At 72.1% G+C, this 16,112-nt stretch carries 15 protein-coding genes; 7 read left to right on the top strand and 8 right to left on the bottom strand.

The features are described 5' to 3' along the window. Positions 1–418 precede the first annotated feature (418 nt). Positions 419–3,382: an AfsR/SARP family transcriptional regulator gene (locus ACZ58X_RS30815; RefSeq protein ID WP_470336853.1), complete on the bottom strand. Its 2,964-nt coding sequence runs from the start codon at positions 3,380–3,382 to the stop codon at positions 419–421. Positions 3,383–3,596: 214 nt separating this feature from the next. Between ACZ58X_RS30815 and ACZ58X_RS30810 the strand changes: the two genes are divergently transcribed. After that, complete coding sequence (locus ACZ58X_RS30810; protein WP_470336852.1) at positions 3,597–3,875, top strand: hypothetical protein; 279 nt, start codon at positions 3,597–3,599, stop codon at positions 3,873–3,875. A gap of 237 nt (positions 3,876–4,112) precedes the next feature. Here ACZ58X_RS30810 and ACZ58X_RS30805 read toward each other — a convergent pair whose 3' ends face one another. After that, positions 4,113–4,331, bottom strand: coding sequence for a hypothetical protein (locus ACZ58X_RS30805; RefSeq protein ID WP_375884638.1), 219 nt, complete (start codon positions 4,329–4,331; stop codon positions 4,113–4,115). Positions 4,332–4,465: 134 nt separating this feature from the next. Between ACZ58X_RS30805 and ACZ58X_RS30800 the strand changes: the two genes are divergently transcribed. Continuing rightward, on the top strand, positions 4,466–5,224 hold the full coding sequence (locus tag ACZ58X_RS30800; RefSeq protein WP_470336851.1) for a GntR family transcriptional regulator: 759 nt from the start codon (positions 4,466–4,468) through the stop codon (positions 5,222–5,224). 142 nt (positions 5,225–5,366) lie between these two features. On the opposite strand, the gene ACZ58X_RS30795 is transcribed toward ACZ58X_RS30800, so the two are convergent. Next, a complete protein-coding gene (locus ACZ58X_RS30795) occupies positions 5,367–7,034 on the bottom strand; it encodes a fumarate hydratase (RefSeq protein WP_470336850.1) in 1,668 nt (555 codons plus the stop codon). A gap of 146 nt (positions 7,035–7,180) precedes the next feature. Here ACZ58X_RS30795 and ACZ58X_RS30790 point away from each other — a divergent pair, with 146 nt between their 5' ends. Together ACZ58X_RS30790 and ACZ58X_RS30785 are read left to right on the top strand one after the other, a co-directional pair. Continuing rightward, the gene (locus tag ACZ58X_RS30790; protein ID WP_470336849.1) at positions 7,181–7,975 is read left to right on the top strand and encodes a DUF1707 SHOCT-like domain-containing protein; all 795 of its coding nucleotides are present in this window, start codon (positions 7,181–7,183) and stop codon (positions 7,973–7,975) included. 313 nt (positions 7,976–8,288) lie between these two features. Continuing rightward, complete coding sequence (locus tag ACZ58X_RS30785) at positions 8,289–8,666, top strand: WhiB family transcriptional regulator (RefSeq protein WP_402487137.1); 378 nt, start codon at positions 8,289–8,291, stop codon at positions 8,664–8,666. A gap of 120 nt (positions 8,667–8,786) precedes the next feature. Here the strand turns inward: ACZ58X_RS30785 and glpX are convergent, their stop codons facing one another. Next, positions 8,787–9,827, bottom strand: coding sequence for a class II fructose-bisphosphatase (gene glpX, locus ACZ58X_RS30780; RefSeq protein WP_470336848.1), 1,041 nt, complete (start codon positions 9,825–9,827; stop codon positions 8,787–8,789). Positions 9,828–10,041: 214 nt separating this feature from the next. Here glpX and ACZ58X_RS30775 point away from each other — a divergent pair, with 214 nt between their 5' ends. Then, positions 10,042–10,578, top strand: a complete 537-nt coding sequence (locus ACZ58X_RS30775; protein ID WP_402487117.1) for a DUF4245 domain-containing protein — start codon at positions 10,042–10,044, stop codon at positions 10,576–10,578. A gap of 129 nt (positions 10,579–10,707) precedes the next feature. Here ACZ58X_RS30775 and ACZ58X_RS30770 read toward each other — a convergent pair whose 3' ends face one another. Next, entirely contained in the window at positions 10,708–11,310 is a 603-nt protein-coding gene (locus ACZ58X_RS30770; RefSeq protein ID WP_470336847.1) for a malonic semialdehyde reductase, read from the bottom strand. A gap of 168 nt (positions 11,311–11,478) precedes the next feature. Further along, positions 11,479–11,736: an exodeoxyribonuclease VII small subunit gene (locus ACZ58X_RS30765; protein ID WP_375884656.1), complete on the bottom strand. Its 258-nt coding sequence runs from the start codon at positions 11,734–11,736 to the stop codon at positions 11,479–11,481. Positions 11,737–11,830: 94 nt separating this feature from the next. On the opposite strand from ACZ58X_RS30765, the gene ACZ58X_RS30760 reads away from it, so the two are divergent. After that, positions 11,831–12,319 (top strand): GNAT family N-acetyltransferase, encoded by a 489-nt coding sequence (locus tag ACZ58X_RS30760; RefSeq protein WP_470336846.1) that lies wholly within the window; start codon positions 11,831–11,833, stop codon positions 12,317–12,319. Here the strand turns inward: ACZ58X_RS30760 and xseA are convergent. Beyond that, a complete protein-coding gene (gene xseA / locus ACZ58X_RS30755) occupies positions 12,313–13,563 on the bottom strand; it encodes an exodeoxyribonuclease VII large subunit (RefSeq protein ID WP_470336845.1) in 1,251 nt (416 codons plus the stop codon). The genes ACZ58X_RS30760 and xseA overlap by 7 nt on opposite strands. Positions 13,564–13,623: 60 nt before the next feature. Then, a complete protein-coding gene (locus tag ACZ58X_RS30750; protein ID WP_470336844.1) occupies positions 13,624–14,982 on the bottom strand; it encodes an APC family permease in 1,359 nt (452 codons plus the stop codon). Between the two features lie 110 nt (positions 14,983–15,092). On the opposite strand from ACZ58X_RS30750, the gene ACZ58X_RS30745 reads away from it, so the two are divergent. Further along, positions 15,093–16,067, top strand: a complete 975-nt coding sequence (locus ACZ58X_RS30745; protein ID WP_465607887.1) for a 4-hydroxy-3-methylbut-2-enyl diphosphate reductase — start codon at positions 15,093–15,095, stop codon at positions 16,065–16,067. The last annotated feature ends 45 nt before the right edge of the window (positions 16,068–16,112 follow it).

Raw genomic sequence — 16,112 nt, 5'->3', positions numbered from 1 at the left:
GGTGGCGGTACGTCACGCTCCCCGCATCACACAGACGGCCTGCACCCCGACACGTTGCCGGCAGACACTCGTGTGCGTACTGGCATCTGAGAATATGCGTGATCACTGCGCCATGGGGTCCCTTTCCGGCCAACTCGTCATGCTTGGGCCGATGTGGGACGGGTCCGCGGAAGCACGGGGGTGCGGGCCGGGTGGTGCGACCGGCCCCGCACGCCGCACAGCGCGCCGGGGTGGAGGTCGCTGACCTGCGGTTTCACCGGTCCGCAGGCTGACAATCGGACGTTTATCGAACGTCAATCGGCGGGGTGCACAGTAATGACCAGCGCCGGGGAAGCGTTGAGGGCGCTCCCGCAGCCGGGGGGCTGCGGGAGCGCCGACGCGCGGATCGGGGGAGGTGCTCCGCAGGGGAGCGGAGGCCTCACGGCGCGGGGGGAGAAGAGAAGGGCTCGGTGTGCTGTCGGGAGATGAGGTCCGCCACGGGGGAGGCCTCCGGCACACCGAGCCGCGTGAAGATCGCGTGCGCCTCCTGCAGACAGGCCAGCCCACGGGCCGGCTGGGCGAGGGCGAGCAGCGCCTCGCCGAGCGCGGCGTTGGCGAGGCCCTGGCAGTAGTCGGAATCCATCTCCTGTCCTATTGCCAGTGACTCCCCTGCTGCCTCGGCCGCTTCGGCCGGCTGCTCGGCGGCGAGCAGCGCGGAGGCGAGGCGCGCCAGGGTGTAGCCCTCCCAGAGCGCGTTGCCCTGGGACTGGTAGAGCCGGTGGGCCTCGCGCAGGTGCGGGACGGCCTCGGCACTGGAGAGCACCACACCCAGCTGGTACAGCGTTTGGGCGAGCAGCGGGCCGTTCCTGGATGCCCGGGCGGCCGCGACACCATCCCCGGCTGAGCAGATCGCCGTGTCCGTCATGCCGAGTCGATGCTGGACCCGGGCGAGGTTGCTGACGATCCTTGCCTCACCGAACGCGGTTCCGACCTGCCGGTTGATGGCCAGGGCCTGTTCGAGGAACGGCAGTGCCTCAGCCGGACGGTTCCCCACGCTCAGGATCACGCCCAAGGTGTTGGCGGTGGCCAGCAGCAGGACTGACGGGTCCTCCGGCCCCTGCTGATCGAGGCTGCGACGCAGTGAGTGCTCCGCATTCTGGAAGTCACTGGTGACGGCTTTCAGAGCGCCGAGGGCGAAATGCAGCCGGGCAAGTGCGGCGGAGTCCCCCCGCTGCTCCGCCTCGCGGCTGAGAGACTCCAGGATCGGTCGCATCTGGGGGCCGTGCGTGGGGTCCGGGCCGAGACCGTACAGCAAGATCAGCAGGTCGATCGCCGCGTGCTGCGAACCGGTGCTCCCGTTCGCCGCCGCGGCCATGGCGTTGAGCAGCAGAGCGCTCTCGGTCCGGAGCCAGTCCTGAGCGGAGCTGCTGGTCGGCAGGCCCATCCCCGGAGCGGAGGGCGTGGTCAGCAGCTCCGGCTCGGCGTCATCCGGTTCAATGGTCCGGGCCGCGTTGCGCACGGTGGGGATCAATAGGTCGAGCAGCCGCATCACTGCCTGCTCCTGTTCCCTGGTGTCCCCCATCCGCTCGTTCTTCCGCTGGGCGTAGAGCCGGAGCAGGTCGTGGTACCGGTAGCGGCCAGGGGTGAAGCACTCCAGCATGTTCGCCTCGACGAGCCCCTCCGCGAGGTCCTCCGCGGTGTCCTCGTCCACGCCGAGCAGCGCTGCCGCGGCCGGCAGCGGGATGTCAGGGGAATCGATCAGGGCGAGCAGCCGAAAGGCGCGGGCCTCGTCCACGGACAGTTGTCCGTAGCCGAGCCCGATGGTGGTCTCCACGGCGAGGTTGCCGAGCTGGAGTTCGTCCAATCTCCGGCGTTGGTCGGCTAACCGACGGGCCAGGTCGGAGACGCTCCAGCGGGGGCGACTGGCCAGACGGGCCGCAGCGATGCGAACCGCCAGCGGCAGGAAGCCGCAGGCAGTGACGACCTTCATGGCCGCCTCCGGCTCGGCGATGACGCGGTGCTCGCCGACGATGGCCGAGAACAGTGCCAGGGCCTCCTCCGGGGTCAGCTCCTCGACGTCGAAGAGCTGGGCGCCGGGGATTCCGGCCAGCCGGGAGCGGCTGGTGGCGAGGACGGCGCAACCGGAGACGCCGGGGATCAGCGGTCGGATCTGCTCGGCGTCGCGCGCGTTGTCGAGCAGGATCAGCATCCGTCGGCTGGCGAGCAGCGAACGGTAGAGGGCGGCTCGCTGTTCGAGCGAGTCGGGGCTCTCGGTGACGCCCAGCGCGTGCAGGAAGTCACCCAGGACCACCACCGGGTCCGCGGGCGAGGTGCCGGTTCCGCGCAGGTCGACGTACAGCTGCCCGTCCGGGAACTCGGCGCGGACGCGGTGAGCGACGTGGACGGCGAGAGTGGTCTTCCCGACGCCGCCGATGCCTGCCAACGAGGTCACCAGCACGGCTTGGCCGGTGGCGTTCATCAGGACTGCCGAGAGGTCTCCCACCAGCTCGGAGCGTCCGCTGAAGTCCGAGACATCAGCGGGGAGTTGGGCTGGTGCCGGAGGTGCGGTCGGGCCGTCCTCGCGGGTGGCCAGGGCAGGAACGGCCGTGAGCGTGAGTGCGGGGTCGGCGGCGAGGATGCGGTTGTGCATCGACGACAGGCCGACGCCCGGTTCGACGCCGAGCTCCTCGATCAGCAGTTTGCGGGTGTCGGTGTAGACGCCGAGCGCCTCGGCCTGCCGGCCGCAGCGGTAGAGCGCCAGCATCAGCAGCTCGCGCAGCCGTTCGCGCAGCGGGTGCTCGGCCGTCAGGTTGTTGAGCTCGACGACGATCTCGGCGTGCAGGCCGATGTCGAGGGCGGCGGCGCACAGCTCCTCGGCGGCGGCGACCTGGCGTTCGGCCAGCCGGAGCCGCTGGGCGTCCGCGTACGGACCGGGGATGCCGGTCAGCGGACGGCCGCTGAACAGGTCGAGCGCCCGGGCCAGCAGTCGGTGCGCCTCGCGCTTGTCGCCCGAGGTGCGGGCGGTCGCGGCCTCGGCGGAGAGCCGCTCGAAGACCGAGAGGTCGAGGGCCTCGCCCGGGATGCGCAGGGCGTACCCGTCGGCGATGGAGACCAGCAGTTCGGCGGGGCGGCGTACTTCCCGTTGCGGCTCGATGACGGAGCGCAGACGCGAGACGTACGTGCGGAGCGCGGCCACGGCCTGGGTCGGGGGCCGGTCGCCCCAGAGGGCGTCGACCAGGTCCTGCGTCGTGACCGGGCGTCCGGAGTGCAGCAGGAGAGTCGTGAGAACGGCCTGCTGCTGGGGGGAGCCGAGGGAGAGGGGTTTGCCGTCGAGCCACGCCTGGACCGGACCGAGGACTTGGAAGCGCAGCGCAGGTGCCTGCGGCGTCTCCCGAAACTCCATGAAGTCCCCCGATGGCCTGTCGTGTTGATTCCGTGAAAGGGCGCTCGGCGGTCCGCCGTGGTGGTTCAGCTTAGGCGGACGCCCGACTCTGCCGGACGACACCACAGGCCGCACGATGTTTATCGGACATTTAATCAACCCTACGATACTGTCCCCGCGCCCGTGCCACGGAGGTCGGGCTGAACACATTTGATGACCGAAAGGCGGCCGCTCAATGGCCAACGACCCGAGCGCGACCCCGGCGCCGTCGACGCCCGACACTGGGACGAAGACCGAGGCTCCGGCCACCGCTGTGGAGGCGGGCAAGGCTGTCGAGGGTGCGGTTGCCGTGACCTCGCACCCGACCGACTATGCCGTACCGACCGACGCCGAGAAGGCGGCGATCGAGAACGACCTGTTCGGTGGCGAGGGCGCGGAGGACCCCGCCGCGCCAGCCACCGGCGAGCCGGGCAAGACGTACGAGCCGGAGAACATCATCATGGGCCACCCGTAAGCGGCCCTCGCCCAGTGCCCCCGCGTCCCCGTCCGGGCGCGGGGGCACTTCTGGTGCTGTGCGTGCCAATTCGTGTGCGGGTCCATCGGGTGGCCGATTCCCACCCTCGATGCACGCATGGTGACCGCCGTTATCCGTAACGTGCCCGGCGGCGGGCCCCGGGCGTTCCGGAATTCCGGATTCACCGGGGGGATTACCGGGGTCCGAATGCCATGGTTTGCGTGGATTTTGCCGCAATTACCGGGGCTGATCGCATTCAGCCGAATCGCGGGGCTCGGGGGCGGGCGAGACGTGGTTCGGTTCGGCGGTCCATTCGCGGCCGCCGTGCTCGGGGCGAAGGTAGTGCTCGCCGCCGATGGTTCCCATGTAGATGCCGGTGCGTCCGGTCCTCCGGTCGAGGACGAGGTCACCCACCTGTGGCCGGTAGGCCTTGGCGTTGCGCTGTCGGGTGCTCACCTCACCGCTCCTTCGCTCTGTCGCGACTGGCCAGCATCTCTAGAGAAGCTAATATCTCTAGAGATGTCAACGGTCGTATCTCCTTACCGGCGGCCGCGGGCGCGCCTAGGATTGTCCGAGGGAGAGGGAGCGCGATGACCGGCAGCAGTGGCGACAAACAGCCCAAGTACCAGCGGATCGCCGACTCCCTCAAGGCTGCCATCGACAACGGCCGCTACCGCGCGGGGGACCGGCTGCCCGGCGAGAACGACCTGATGGACGAGTACGGCGTGGCCCGGATGACGGCCCGTCAGGCGCTCGGCGTGCTGCAGAGCGAGGGCATCGCGGAGGCCCGCAAGGGGTCCGGGGTGTTCGTCCGGGACTTCCGGCCGCTGCGCCGGCGCGGCATCCAGCGGCTGGCGCAGGGGCAGTGGGGCTCCGGCCGGTCGATATGGTCCGCGGACATCGACAACCGCAGCCTGGTGGTCGACCAGGTGTCGGTCACCGAGCAGGGCGCGCCCGAGCACGTGGCCCGGGTGCTCGGGGTGGAGCCGGGCGTCCCGATGTGCGTGCGGCACCGCCGCTTCGTCCTGGACGGCAAGCCGGTGCTGCTCTCCACTTCCTACCTGCCGGCCGTCCTGGTCGCCGGTACCGCGATCACCCGCGAGGACACCGGCCCCGGCGGCACCTACGCCCGGCTGGCCGAGATCGGCGCCAAGCCCGTGCACTTCCGCGAGGAGGTCCGCTCCCGGATGCCCGCCGCCGAGGAGGCCGCCCGCCTCGAACTCTCCGCCGGCACCCCGGTGATCCTGATCTGCCGCACCGCCTTCGCCGACGAGGGCCAGGTCGTCGAACTCAACGAGATGATCCTCGACGCCGCCTCCTACGTCCTGGAGTACGACTTCGACGCGTGAGGCGGGCCGGGGCAGACCGGGACGGGGCGGGCTGCTGGTCGGCGGGTCGGACTACTGGTAGTGGTAGCGGGCCTTGAGGACCGCCCCGGGCGCGTGGGCGGCCGGGGCGGTTCGGGGGCGTGCGGGGGTGTTCCGCCGGGGGTTACTCCTTGGAGCGGATCCGCAGGTTGGTGATCAGCGGGCCCTCGGTGGTCTCGCGGAAGAAGTCGTTGCCCTTGTCGTCGACGACGATGAAGGCCGGGAAGTCCTCGACCTCGATGCGCCAGACGGCCTCCATGCCGAGCTCGGCGTACTCCAGCACCTCGACCTTCTTGATGCAGTCCTGGGCGAGGCGGGCGGCCGGGCCGCCGATGGAGCCGAGGTAGAAGCCGCCGTGGGTGGCGCAGGCGTCGGTGACCTGCTTGCTGCGGTTGCCCTTGGCGAGCATGACCATGGAGCCGCCGGCGGCCTGGAACTGGTCGACGTAGGAGTCCATCCGGCCGGCCGTGGTGGGGCCGAAGGAGCCGGAGGCGTAGCCCTCGGGGGTCTTGGCCGGGCCGGCGTAGTAGACCGGGTGGTCCTGGAGGTACTTGGGCATGCCCTCGCCGGCGGCCAGGCGCTCCTTGATCTTGGCGTGGGCGATGTCGCGGGCGACGACGAGCGTGCCGGTGAGCGAGAGCCGGGTCTTGACCGGGTACTTCGACAGCTCGGCGCGGATCGCGGACATCGGCTGGTCGAGGTCGACGCGCACCACGTCGTCGTCGAGGTGCTCGTCGGTGGTGTCCGGCAGGTACTTGGCCGGGTCGGTCTCCAGCTGCTCCAGGAAGACGCCCTCGGCGGTGATCTTGCCGAGTGCCTGGCGGTCGGCGGAGCAGGAGACGGCCATCGCGACGGGCAGCGAGGCGCCGTGGCGGGGGAGCCGGACCACACGGACGTCGTGGCAGAAGTACTTGCCGCCGAACTGGGCGCCGATGCCGATCTTCTGGGTCAGCTCGGTGACCTTGGCCTCCAGCTCCAGGTCGCGGAAGCCGTGCCCGGTCCGGGCGTTGCCCTCGGTCGGCAGGTTGTCCAGGTAGTGCGCCGAGGCGTACTTGGCGGTCTTGAGCGCGAACTCGGCGCTGGTGCCGCCGATCACGATGGCCAGGTGGTACGGCGGGCAGGCGGCGGTGCCGAGGGAGCGGATCTTCTGCTCCAGGAACGAGAGCATGCTGGCCTCGTTCAGGATGGCCTTGGTCTCCTGGTACAGGTACGACTTGTTGGCCGAGCCGCCGCCCTTGGCCATGAAGAGGAACTTGTACGCGTCGCCGTCGGTGGCGTACAGCTCGATCTGGGCCGGCAGGTTGCTGCCGGTGTTCTTCTCGTCCCACATGGTGACCGGGGCCATCTGGGAGTAGCGCAGGTTGAGCTTGGTGTACGCGTCGTACACGCCGCGCGCGATGGCGGACTCGTCGGCGCCGGAGGTGAGCACGTTCTGGCCGCGCTTGCCCATGACGATGGCGGTGCCGGTGTCCTGGCACATCGGCAGGATGCCGCCGGCCGAGATGTTGACGTTCTTGAGCAGGTCGAGCGCGACGAAGCGGTCGTTGGGACTGGCCTCCGGGTCGTCCAGGATGCGGCGCAGCTGGGCGAGGTGGGCGGGGCGCAGGTAGTGCGAGATGTCGTGCATCGCCTCGGCGGTGAGCAGGCGCAGCGCCTCGGGCTCGACCTGGAGGAAGGTGCGGCCGCCGGCCTCGAAGGTGGAGACACCCTCGGAGGTGAGCTTGCGGTACGGGGTCGGGTCAGCGCCCAGGGGGAGCAGGTCGCTGTACTCGAAGTCTGGCGTGGGAGCCATCGGGGCGGTCCTTAGGGGTCCAGTGGTCCGGCTGCGTCGGCGAAGCACCATCCAGGGTAGGACCCGGTCGCGGGACGCATGCGGACAGGTCAGCCTTGCGTGACGGGGCTCACTCGGGCAGGAGTGCTACCGACTAGGCTTGGCCCGTGAACTACACGCCGGACAACACGCCGGAGAACTCGCCGTCGCAGGACGATCCGGGGCAGCCGCCGGTGTCGGCGCCCGTTCCCCTGACCAAGCCCGAACCCGAGCCGCTGCCCGCACCGGTGGCCGCCCCGCGGACGTCGAACGCCCCGGTGGCGGAGGCGGAGATGCGGGTCTCGGACGCCGACCGCGAGCGGATCGCGGAGCTGCTGCGGGACGCCTACGCCGAGGGGCGGTTGGACGCGGAGGAGCACGCCGAGCGGATCGGGGCCGCGTACGCCGCCAAGACCTTCGGCGACCTGGTCCCGCTGACCAGGGACCTGCCCGCGCACCGCTCGGTGTCCTTCGACAAGCCGCCGCTGGGCGCCGCGTCGCCGCCCCCCGCGCCCGCCAGGCCGCTGCCGCCGGCGCGGCACGAGGCGCCGTCGGTGGTGGCGATCTTCGGCGGTGCCTCCCGCAAGGGCCGCTGGCGGGTGGGCTCGCACCTGACGGCCTTCACCGCGTTCGGCGGGGTGGAGATCGACCTGACCGACGCCGTCTTCGAGTCCCCCGAGGTGGAGATCACGGTGACGGCGGTCTTCGGCGGGGTCGACATCCGGGTGCCGGAGAACGTGACCCTGCTCGGTTCCGGGGTGGGCATCTTCGGCGGTTTCGACGTCCGGGAGCAGACCGCGGCGGATCCGTACGCTCCGGTCGTGCGGGTCAAGGGCCTTGCCCTGTTCGGCGGTTGCGAGGCCAAGCCGCGCCGGGGCAAGAAGCTCAAGGAGTGGGTGCGCAAGCAACTCGGGACGGATTAGCCCGAATCGACCTCCTGAGTGCCCGGCCGGGGATCAACTCCCGGTCGGGCACTCGGCGTTGCGTCCGGTGCACTCCGTAGTCGATTGCGTGCAGTGTGCATGAATCGCGGCCGGACGGGGTAGTTCCTTCCGCACATCGCTTCTTGTACGGCTGTGCACCGGAGGCGGCCCAGCGGCCGCCCCGGGCGTTGGACAGCGGGGGCTCGCAGCCGGCAGGGGAGCGAGGTTCCCCGTGTCCGAGAGCCTCGTCAGGAGTACGGCCGTGCTGCATCCGATCGAGTCCCGCACCACCTCGCCAGTCGCCGCCGCCCAGTTGCTGGAGCGCCGTCCGGCCGTCCCCCCGCAGCCGCAGCCCCCGGGCGGCACGGCGGGTCAGGCCGCGGGTGAGGACAATCCGTGGCACACCGGTGCGGCCTGTCGGCGGGACGAGGTCGGGCTGTTCTTCGCGCCCTCGAAGGAGCCGACGGCGGCCCGGTTGTCACGGGAGGAGCAGGCCAAGCAGGTGTGCGCCCGCTGCCCGGTGCTGCTGGAGTGCCGCGAGCACGCGCTGGCCCAGCCGGAGCCGTACGGGGTCTGGGGCGGGTTGACGGCCGCCGAGCGGCGGGTGGTGCTGGCCCGGCGCCGCCGCCGGGACGCGGAGCTGCGCGAGGCGGCCCGGGTGGCCACGGCCGGGCGCCGGATAGCGGGTTGACGGCGGGCCGAAGACCCGCGGCCGCGACCATCGCGGCGACCGGGACGGATACGCCGCGCGGCCCCGGCGGAGGGGGATCCCGCCGGGGCCGCGCGTCCGGACAACTGCTTCCGGTCCGGGTCAGTTGGCCCGGTCGAAGTCGATCGCGCTGTAGGCCCGCAGCTTCGACAGCTTGTGGACCGAGTTGATCTCGCGGATGGTGCCGCTCTTGGAGCGCATCACCAGCGAGCTGGTGGTGGCGGTCTCCGAGCGGTAGTGCACGCCGCGCAGCAGCTCGCCGTCGGTGATGCCGGTGGCGACGAAGAACACGTTCTCGCCGCTGACCAGGTCGTTGGTGGTGAGCACCCGGTCCAGGTCGTGCCCGGCGTCGAGGGCCTTCTGCCGCTCGGCGTCGTCCTTCGGCCACAGCCGGCCCTGGATGACGCCGCCCATGCACTTCATCGCGCAGGCCGCGATGATGCCCTCGGGGGTGCCGCCGACGCCCAGCAGCAGGTCCACGCCGGTGCCCTCGCGGGCGGTCATGATGGCGCCGGCCACGTCGCCGTCGGTGATGAACTTGATCCGGGCGCCCGCCTCGCGGATCTCCCGGACCAGGCCGTCGTGGCGCGGACGGTCGAGCACCATCACGGTGACGTCCTCGACGGCGCTGCCCTTGGCCTTGGCGACCCGGCGGATGTTGACGGCCGCCGGGGCGGTGATGTCGACGTAGTCGGCGGCCTCGGGGCCGCAGACCAGCTTGTCCATGTAGAACACGGCGCTGGGGTCGAACATGGTGCCGCGGTCGGCGACGGCCAGCACGGCGACGGCGTTGGCCATGCCCTTGGCGGTCAGCGTGGTGCCGTCCACCGGGTCGACCGCGACGTCGCACTCGGCGCCGGTGCCGTCGCCGACCCGCTCGCCGTTGTAGAGCATCGGGGCTTCGTCCTTCTCGCCCTCGCCGATGACGACGACGCCGTTCATCGAGACGGTCGAGACGAGGGTGCGCATGGCCTTCACGGCGGCGCCGTCGGCCCCGTTCTTGTCGCCACGGCCGACCCACCGGCCGGCGGCCATCGCGGCCGCCTCGGTGACCCGGACGAGCTCGAGCGCGAGGTTCCGGTCCGGAGCTTCGGGCGCGACCTCCAGGGCACTGGGAAGGTGGTGCGGGTACTGCGTGGTCATCGTCGTTACCTCTCTGTACGCGACGGCCAGTGAGCGCCCGACTACTGCCAGGTCGAACGCCGTGGTGAGGGTGATGCGATCGTATCTGCCCACGAGATGACTGTCTGTGGCGCGGGTCGCCACCCCGGGGGAAAGACCCCGGTTCGTCCCGGTTCACCCGTACGTGCACACCCCGGGTGGCCGGGCCGGTGTGTGGATGAGTCACCATGGGTGGGTGGCTGCAGAGAGCAAGGGCATGAGGGGTCGGCAGACCGTACGGGACATGGTCCTGTCGATGCTGGCGGTCGGTTTCGTCGTCTGGATCGGTTACCTGTTCCTCCCGCACGACGCGAACGGCGATCCGGTGCACGTGGTCGCCTACAAGGTCGAGGCGGCCTCGGCGAAGCGCGCCGCACCGTACCCGCTGCTGTCCCCGGAGGGGCTGTCCGACAAGTGGCGGGCCACCTCGGTCAGCTACACCCCGGCCGGCATCAACAACGGCAAGGGCAACGCCTGGCACCTGGGCTTCGTGACGCCCTCCGGCCAGTACGCGGCGGTCGAGCAGGCCGACGTCCCGCGCGAGAAGCTGCTCGCCGACAAGGTCGCGGGCGCCCAGCCGGACGGCACCGCGGACACCGCCGGGCGCACCTGGGACCGGGTGCAGGGCGACAAGGCCCGCGCGCTGACCGTCCAGACCGGTTCGGCCACCACCATGATCACCGGCACCGCCTCCTACGAGGAGATGGCCGAGCTGGCCCAGGCGCTCAAGTAGCGCCGGGCCCCGCCCGGGCGCGGAGCCCCCGGCGCCCCACTCGGGTGCGGAACCCTCGGCGCCCCGGACATGCGGAAGGGCCCGCACCGGTACGAACCGGTGCGGGCCCTTCGTCGTCGCGGGGTGCGATCAGACCGTGGTGACGACCTGGTCGTACTCCAGGCGCGGGGAGCGCGGGAACCAGGCGTCGTCGCCCGGCTTGCCGATGTTGACCACGGCCAGCACCGAGTGCTCGCCGTCGCCGAAGAACTCCTTGTTGAGGCCCTCGGCGTCGAAGCCGGTCATCGGGCCGGCGGCCAGGCCGGCGGCGCGCACGCCGATGATGAAGTACGCGGCCTGCAGGGCGCCGTTCAGCGCGGCGGAGCGCTCACGGACGGCGCGCTCGGAGAAGAACACGTCCTTGGCCTGCGGGAAGTGCGGGAACTGGGTCGGCAGCTCCTCGTGGAACTCGTTGTCCGCGGCCAGGATGGCGACCAGCGGGGCGGTGGAGGTCTTGGCCTTGTTGCCGTCCGCCAGGTGCTGGACGAGGCGCTCGCGACCCTCGGCGGAGCGGACCAGGACGACGCGCAGCGGCTGCTGGTTGAAGGCGGTCGGGCCGAACTTGACCAGGTCGTAGATGGCCTGGACCTGCTCCTCGCTGACCGGCTCGTCGGTGAAGGTGTTCGCGGTGCGGGCCTCGCGGAACAGCAGGTCCTGAGCGGCGGCGTCGAGTACCAGGGCGTCGGTGGTCATGCTTCTGCACCTCATGCGGGAGGGGGTTCGTCGGTGTGACCGGCGGGGCCGATCGGTTCCTCCAACATAGGTGAAGATTCAACGATTCCCCAAGCCCCTGTGACCTGCCTCACAGGGTGGGGCCGGTGGTCGGGGTCGCGTGGCCGGGGTCGTGTACCCGGAGCCGGCTCACTCCCCGCCCGGGCCCGCGCCCTCCTCGGCGGCCAGCGCGGCGTCCAGTCGGGCCCGGGCGCCGTCCAGCCAGCGCTGGCAGACCTTCGCCAGCTGCTCGCCACGCTCCCACAGTGCCAGCGACTCCTCAAGGGAGGTGCCGCCGTTCTCCAGCTGCCGGACCACGTCCAGCAGCGCGTCCCGGGCGTGCTCGTAGCCCAGCGCGTCGTCCGGGGTCGGCGCCGCCGCGTCCTGCTGTTCCTGCTGCTCTGCCATGCGTGCCAGCGTAGGGGCTGGCACCGACAGGGGCGGGCTCCCCGGGCCGAAACCCGGGTGCGGCCGGGCGGCCGGCGGCGCTAGCCTCCGCCGCATGATCGAAGTCCGCCCCGCCGCCCCCGCCGACGCGCCCGAGCTGGTCCGGCTGCGCAACCTGATGCTGCTGGCGATGCCCGGCATGGCCGCGCCGGCCGGCCCCGCCCCCTGGCAGGCCGCCGCCGAGCGGATGCTGCGCGAACGACTGGCCGCCCCGGCCGGGGAGTCGACGATGTCCGCCTTCGTGGTCGACGACCCGGAGCACCCCGGCCGGCTCGCCGCCTGTGCCGTCGGCACCCTGGAGCGCCGGCTGCCCTCGCCCGGCAACCCGGACGGCCTGTTCGGCTCCGTCTTCAACATCTGCACCGACCCCGACCGGCGGCGGCGCGGCTACGCCCGGGCCTGCACCGAGGCGCTGCTGGACTGGTTCGACGGCCGCCGGGTCGGCCGGGTCGACCTGCACGCCAGCAGCGGCGGCGAGGCGCTCTACCGCAGCCTGGGCTTCGCCGAGTACTCGACGCCGCTGTCCCGGCAGCGCTCCTACTGAGGATCCGCCGGGGGCTCGGCCTGCGGGTCCGCCGTCCCGGCCGCCACGGTGACGTCGAAGCCGCCGCCCGCGACCCTGGCGTGCAGCCCCTCCCCGGCCGTGAGCAGCGCCGGGTCCGTCACCACCGTGCCGTCGGCCCGCTGCAGCACCGCGTAGCCGCGCTCCAGGGTGGCCGCCGGGGAGAGCGCGACCACCCGGGCCAGGGTGTGCCCGAGGTCGCTCTGGGCGTGGTCCAGCCGGTGCCGCAGGGTGCGCCGGGACCGCTCCAGCAGGCCCTCCACCTCCTGGCCGCGCCCGTCCAGCATCCGGTGCGGGGCGGCCAGCGCCGGGCGGCTGCGCAGCCCGTCCAGCCCGTGCTGCTCGCGCTCGACCCGGGCCTGCACGTGCCGGCGGGCCCGGTCGCGTAGCTGGCGGACCTTGGCCAGCTCCTCACCGACGTCCGGAACCACCCGTTTGGCGGCATCGGTCGGAGTGGAGGCGCGCAGGTCGGCGACGAAGTCCAGCAGCGGCTGGTCCGGCTCGTGCCCGATCGCGCTGACCACCGGCGTACGGGCGGCCGCGACCAGCCGCACCAGCCCCTCGTCCGAGAACGGCAGCAGGTCCTCCACGCTGCCGCCGCCCCGGGCCACGATGATCACGTCCACCTCGGGGTGCTCGTCCAGCTCCCGCACCGCCGCGCTCACCCGCTCCACCGCGCTGACCCCCTGCACGGGGACGTTGCGCACCTCGAAGCGGACGGCCGGCCAGCGCCGCCGGGCGTTCTCCAGCACGTCCCGCTCGGCCGCCGAGCCGCGCCCGGTGACCAGCCCGACGCACTGCGGCAGGAACGGCAGCGGCCGCTTGCGCTCCACCGCGAACAGGCCCTCCCCGGCCAGGCGCCGCTTGAGCTGCTCCAGCCGGGCCAGCAGCTCGCCCAGGCCCACCGGACGGATCTCCGAGGCCCGCAGCGACAGCTGCCCGCGCGCCGCGTACCACTCCGGCTTGGCGTGCACGACGACCCGCGAGCCCTCCTGCACCACGTCCGCGACCTGCTCGAACACCGAACGGAAGCAGGTCACCGTGAGCGACACGTCGGCCTGCGGGTCGCGCAGGGTCAGGAACACCACACCGGCGCCGGGGCGGCGGCTGAGCTGGGTGATCTGCCCCTCGACCCACACCGCGCCGAGCCGGTCGATCCAGCCGCCGATCAGCGCGGAGACCTTGCCGACCGGGAGTGGGGCTTCGGGGGAGCTGGGGTTGGCCATGCGTACGAGGCTAGCGGCGCCCGCCGACACCGTCCCCGGCGACGCCCGCCGACACCGTCGCTAGCGGCGCCCGCCGACACCGTGCGCCGTACTGCCCTGCACGCCGAGCACCACCAGGCCGACCGCCAGCCAGACCAGTCCGACCAGCTGCGCCGTGGTCGAGGCCTCGTAGACCACCGCGCCGATCACCGCGATCCCCAGCAGCGGGACGACCAGGTGCCGGAGCCGGTCGGGCGAGCCGTGCCGGACGGTGTACCAGCCGATCACCGAGGCGTGCAGCAGCGCGAAGGCGGTCAGCGCGCCCACGTTCACCACCGAGGTGAGCTGGTCCAGCCCGTCGTCCCGCTCGGCCGCCCAGACCGCCGCCGCCATGGTGACCACCGCGGCCGCCAGCAGCGCCCGGCGCGGCACCGCGCTGCCCGGGTCGACCGAGCCGAGCAGCCGCGGCAGCCGCCCGTCCCGGGCCATCGCGAAGACCAGCCGGCCGGCCGCCGCCTGCCCGGCGAGCGCGGCGAAGGCCGCGCCGATCGCCTTGCTGCTCGCCACCAACACGTGCAGCCAGTGGCCGATGCCGCCCTCCACGGTGTCGTAGAAGGCGGAGCCCTGGGCGGCCGGGTCGGCGGCCAGCTGCTGCGGGGTGCTGGACTCCAGCACCGCCGCCAGGTAGGTCTGGGCGACGAACAGCAGCCCGGCCAGCGCCAGGCACCACAGCACCGCCCGGGCCACCGCGGCGGAGGCGCCGACCGCCTCCTCGACGAAGGTCGCGATCGCGTCGAAGCCCAGGTAGGAGAGCACGGCGACGGACACCGCCGAGATCACCGCGGTGAGCGAGAAGCCCCCGACGGCGGTGAAGGGCGTGTCCCAGCCGCGCCGCGCGCCGTCCCGGACCAGCACCACCACGGCCGCGACCACGAACACCGCCAGCACTGCGATCTCCAGCGCGAGCACCGCGAAGCCGACCGCGGCCGCCGTCCGCACCCCGACCAGGTTGAGCGCGGTGGTCACCAGCACGGCGACCGCCGTCCACACCCAGCGCGAGACCCCGGGCACCAGCGAGTTCAGCGCGATCCCGGAGAACAGGTAGGCCACCGCGGGGATCAGCAGGTAGTCCAGCATCGCCATCCACCCGGCGATGAACCCCGGCCCCTCGCCCAGCCCGGCCCGCGCGTAGGCGAACACCGAGCCGGTCTGCGGCACCGCGCGGACCATCTGGGCGTACGAGAAGGCGGTGAAGCCCATCGCGACCGTCGCCGCCAGGTAGACGGCCGCCACGGCGCCGTGGCTCCGGGCGTCCAGCACGCCGAAGACGCCGACCGGGGCCATCGGGGCGATGAACAGCAGCCCGTAGACCATCAGATCGCGGACGCCCAGGGTGCGGCGCAGGCCGCTCGGCGTCGGCTGCTCGTGCACAGCGCTCATGGAGACCAGATTTGAGCAACTTCCGACCCGGTGCGACCGGAAAGCGTCCGGCCCGGGCGGGGCGGCCCGCCCGGCGCGGCGGGGCTCCCGGTCGCCCGTACGATGGGGGCATGTCCAACACCGCGCAGCGCCGTGTCCTGCTCGCCGCCCCCCGGGGCTACTGCGCGGGTGTCGACCGCGCCGTGATCGCCGTGGAGAAGGCCCTGGAGCAGTACGGGGCGCCCATCTACGTCCGCAAGCAGATCGTCCACAACAAGTACGTGGTGCAGACCCTGGAGAAGAAGGGCGCGATCTTCGTCGACGAGACGGAGGAGGTGCCCGAGGGCTCGATCGTCGTGTTCTCCGCGCACGGCGTCGCCCCGGCCGTCCACGACGAGGCGCGGGCCGGCAAGCTCGCCACCGTCGACGCCACCTGCCCGCTGGTCACCAAGGTGCACAAGGAGGCCGTGCGCTTCGCCGACGAGGGCTACGACATCCTGCTGGTGGGCCACGAGGGCCACGAGGAGGTCATCGGCACCATGGGCGAGGCCCCGGACCGGATCCACCTGGTGGACGGTGCCGAGGACGTCGCCAACGTCCAGGTGCGGGACGAGTCCAAGATCGTCTGGCTCTCCCAGACCACGCTCTCGGTGGACGAGACCATGGCCACCGTCGGTGAGTTGAAGAAGCGCTTCCCGGCGCTGGTCAGCCCGCCCAGCGACGACATCTGCTACGCGACCCAGAACCGCCAGGTCGCGGTCAAGCAGCTGGCCCCGGAGACCGACCTGCTGATCGTGGTCGGCTCGAAGAACTCCTCCAACTCGGTCCGCCTGGTCGAGGTCGGCCTGGAGTACGGCGCCAAGGCCGCCCACCTGGTCGACTTCGCCGAGGAGATCCAGGAGTCCTGGCTGGAGGGCGTCACCACGGTCGGCCTGACCAGCGGCGCCTCGGTGCCGGAGATCCTGGTCGACGGCGTGCTGGAGTTCCTGGCCGCGCGCGGCTACGACACGGTGGAGACGGTCAAGACCGCCGAGGAGCACCTGACCTTCTCGCTGCCCAAGGAGCTGCGCCGCGACCTGCGCGCCGAGGCGGCCGGCAAGCTTTAGGGCCCGTCTTCAAACCCCCGCCTGCGGGGCGGCGTTGGGGCACGC

This window comes from Kitasatospora sp. NPDC040550 (assembly GCF_055594965.1).
Note: the sequence above shows the minus strand (reverse complement) of the source record. Positions and strands in the feature narration are given on the sequence as shown.

Excerpts from the sequence above, each read along its gene's own strand:
- ACZ58X_RS30815 (WP_470336853.1), bottom strand. The coding sequence starts at position 3,382 with ATGGAGTTTCGGGAGACGCCGCAGGCACCTGCGCTGCGCTTCCAAGTC.
- ACZ58X_RS30810 (WP_470336852.1), top strand. The coding sequence starts at position 3,597 with ATGGCCAACGACCCGAGCGCGACCCCGGCGCCGTCGACGCCCGACACT.
- ACZ58X_RS30800 (WP_470336851.1), top strand. The coding sequence starts at position 4,466 with ATGACCGGCAGCAGTGGCGACAAACAGCCCAAGTACCAGCGGATCGCC.
- ACZ58X_RS30795 (WP_470336850.1), bottom strand. The coding sequence starts at position 7,034 with ATGGCTCCCACGCCAGACTTCGAGTACAGCGACCTGCTCCCCCTGGGC.
- glpX (WP_470336848.1), bottom strand. The coding sequence starts at position 9,827 with ATGACCACGCAGTACCCGCACCACCTTCCCAGTGCCCTGGAGGTCGCG.
- ACZ58X_RS30770 (WP_470336847.1), bottom strand. The coding sequence starts at position 11,310 with ATGACCACCGACGCCCTGGTACTCGACGCCGCCGCTCAGGACCTGCTG.
- ACZ58X_RS30765 (WP_375884656.1), bottom strand. The coding sequence starts at position 11,736 with ATGGCAGAGCAGCAGGAACAGCAGGACGCGGCGGCGCCGACCCCGGAC.
- ACZ58X_RS30760 (WP_470336846.1), top strand. The coding sequence starts at position 11,831 with ATGATCGAAGTCCGCCCCGCCGCCCCCGCCGACGCGCCCGAGCTGGTC.
- xseA (WP_470336845.1), bottom strand. The coding sequence starts at position 13,563 with ATGGCCAACCCCAGCTCCCCCGAAGCCCCACTCCCGGTCGGCAAGGTC.
- ACZ58X_RS30750 (WP_470336844.1), bottom strand. The coding sequence starts at position 14,982 with ATGAGCGCTGTGCACGAGCAGCCGACGCCGAGCGGCCTGCGCCGCACC.
- ACZ58X_RS30745 (WP_465607887.1), top strand. The coding sequence starts at position 15,093 with ATGTCCAACACCGCGCAGCGCCGTGTCCTGCTCGCCGCCCCCCGGGGC.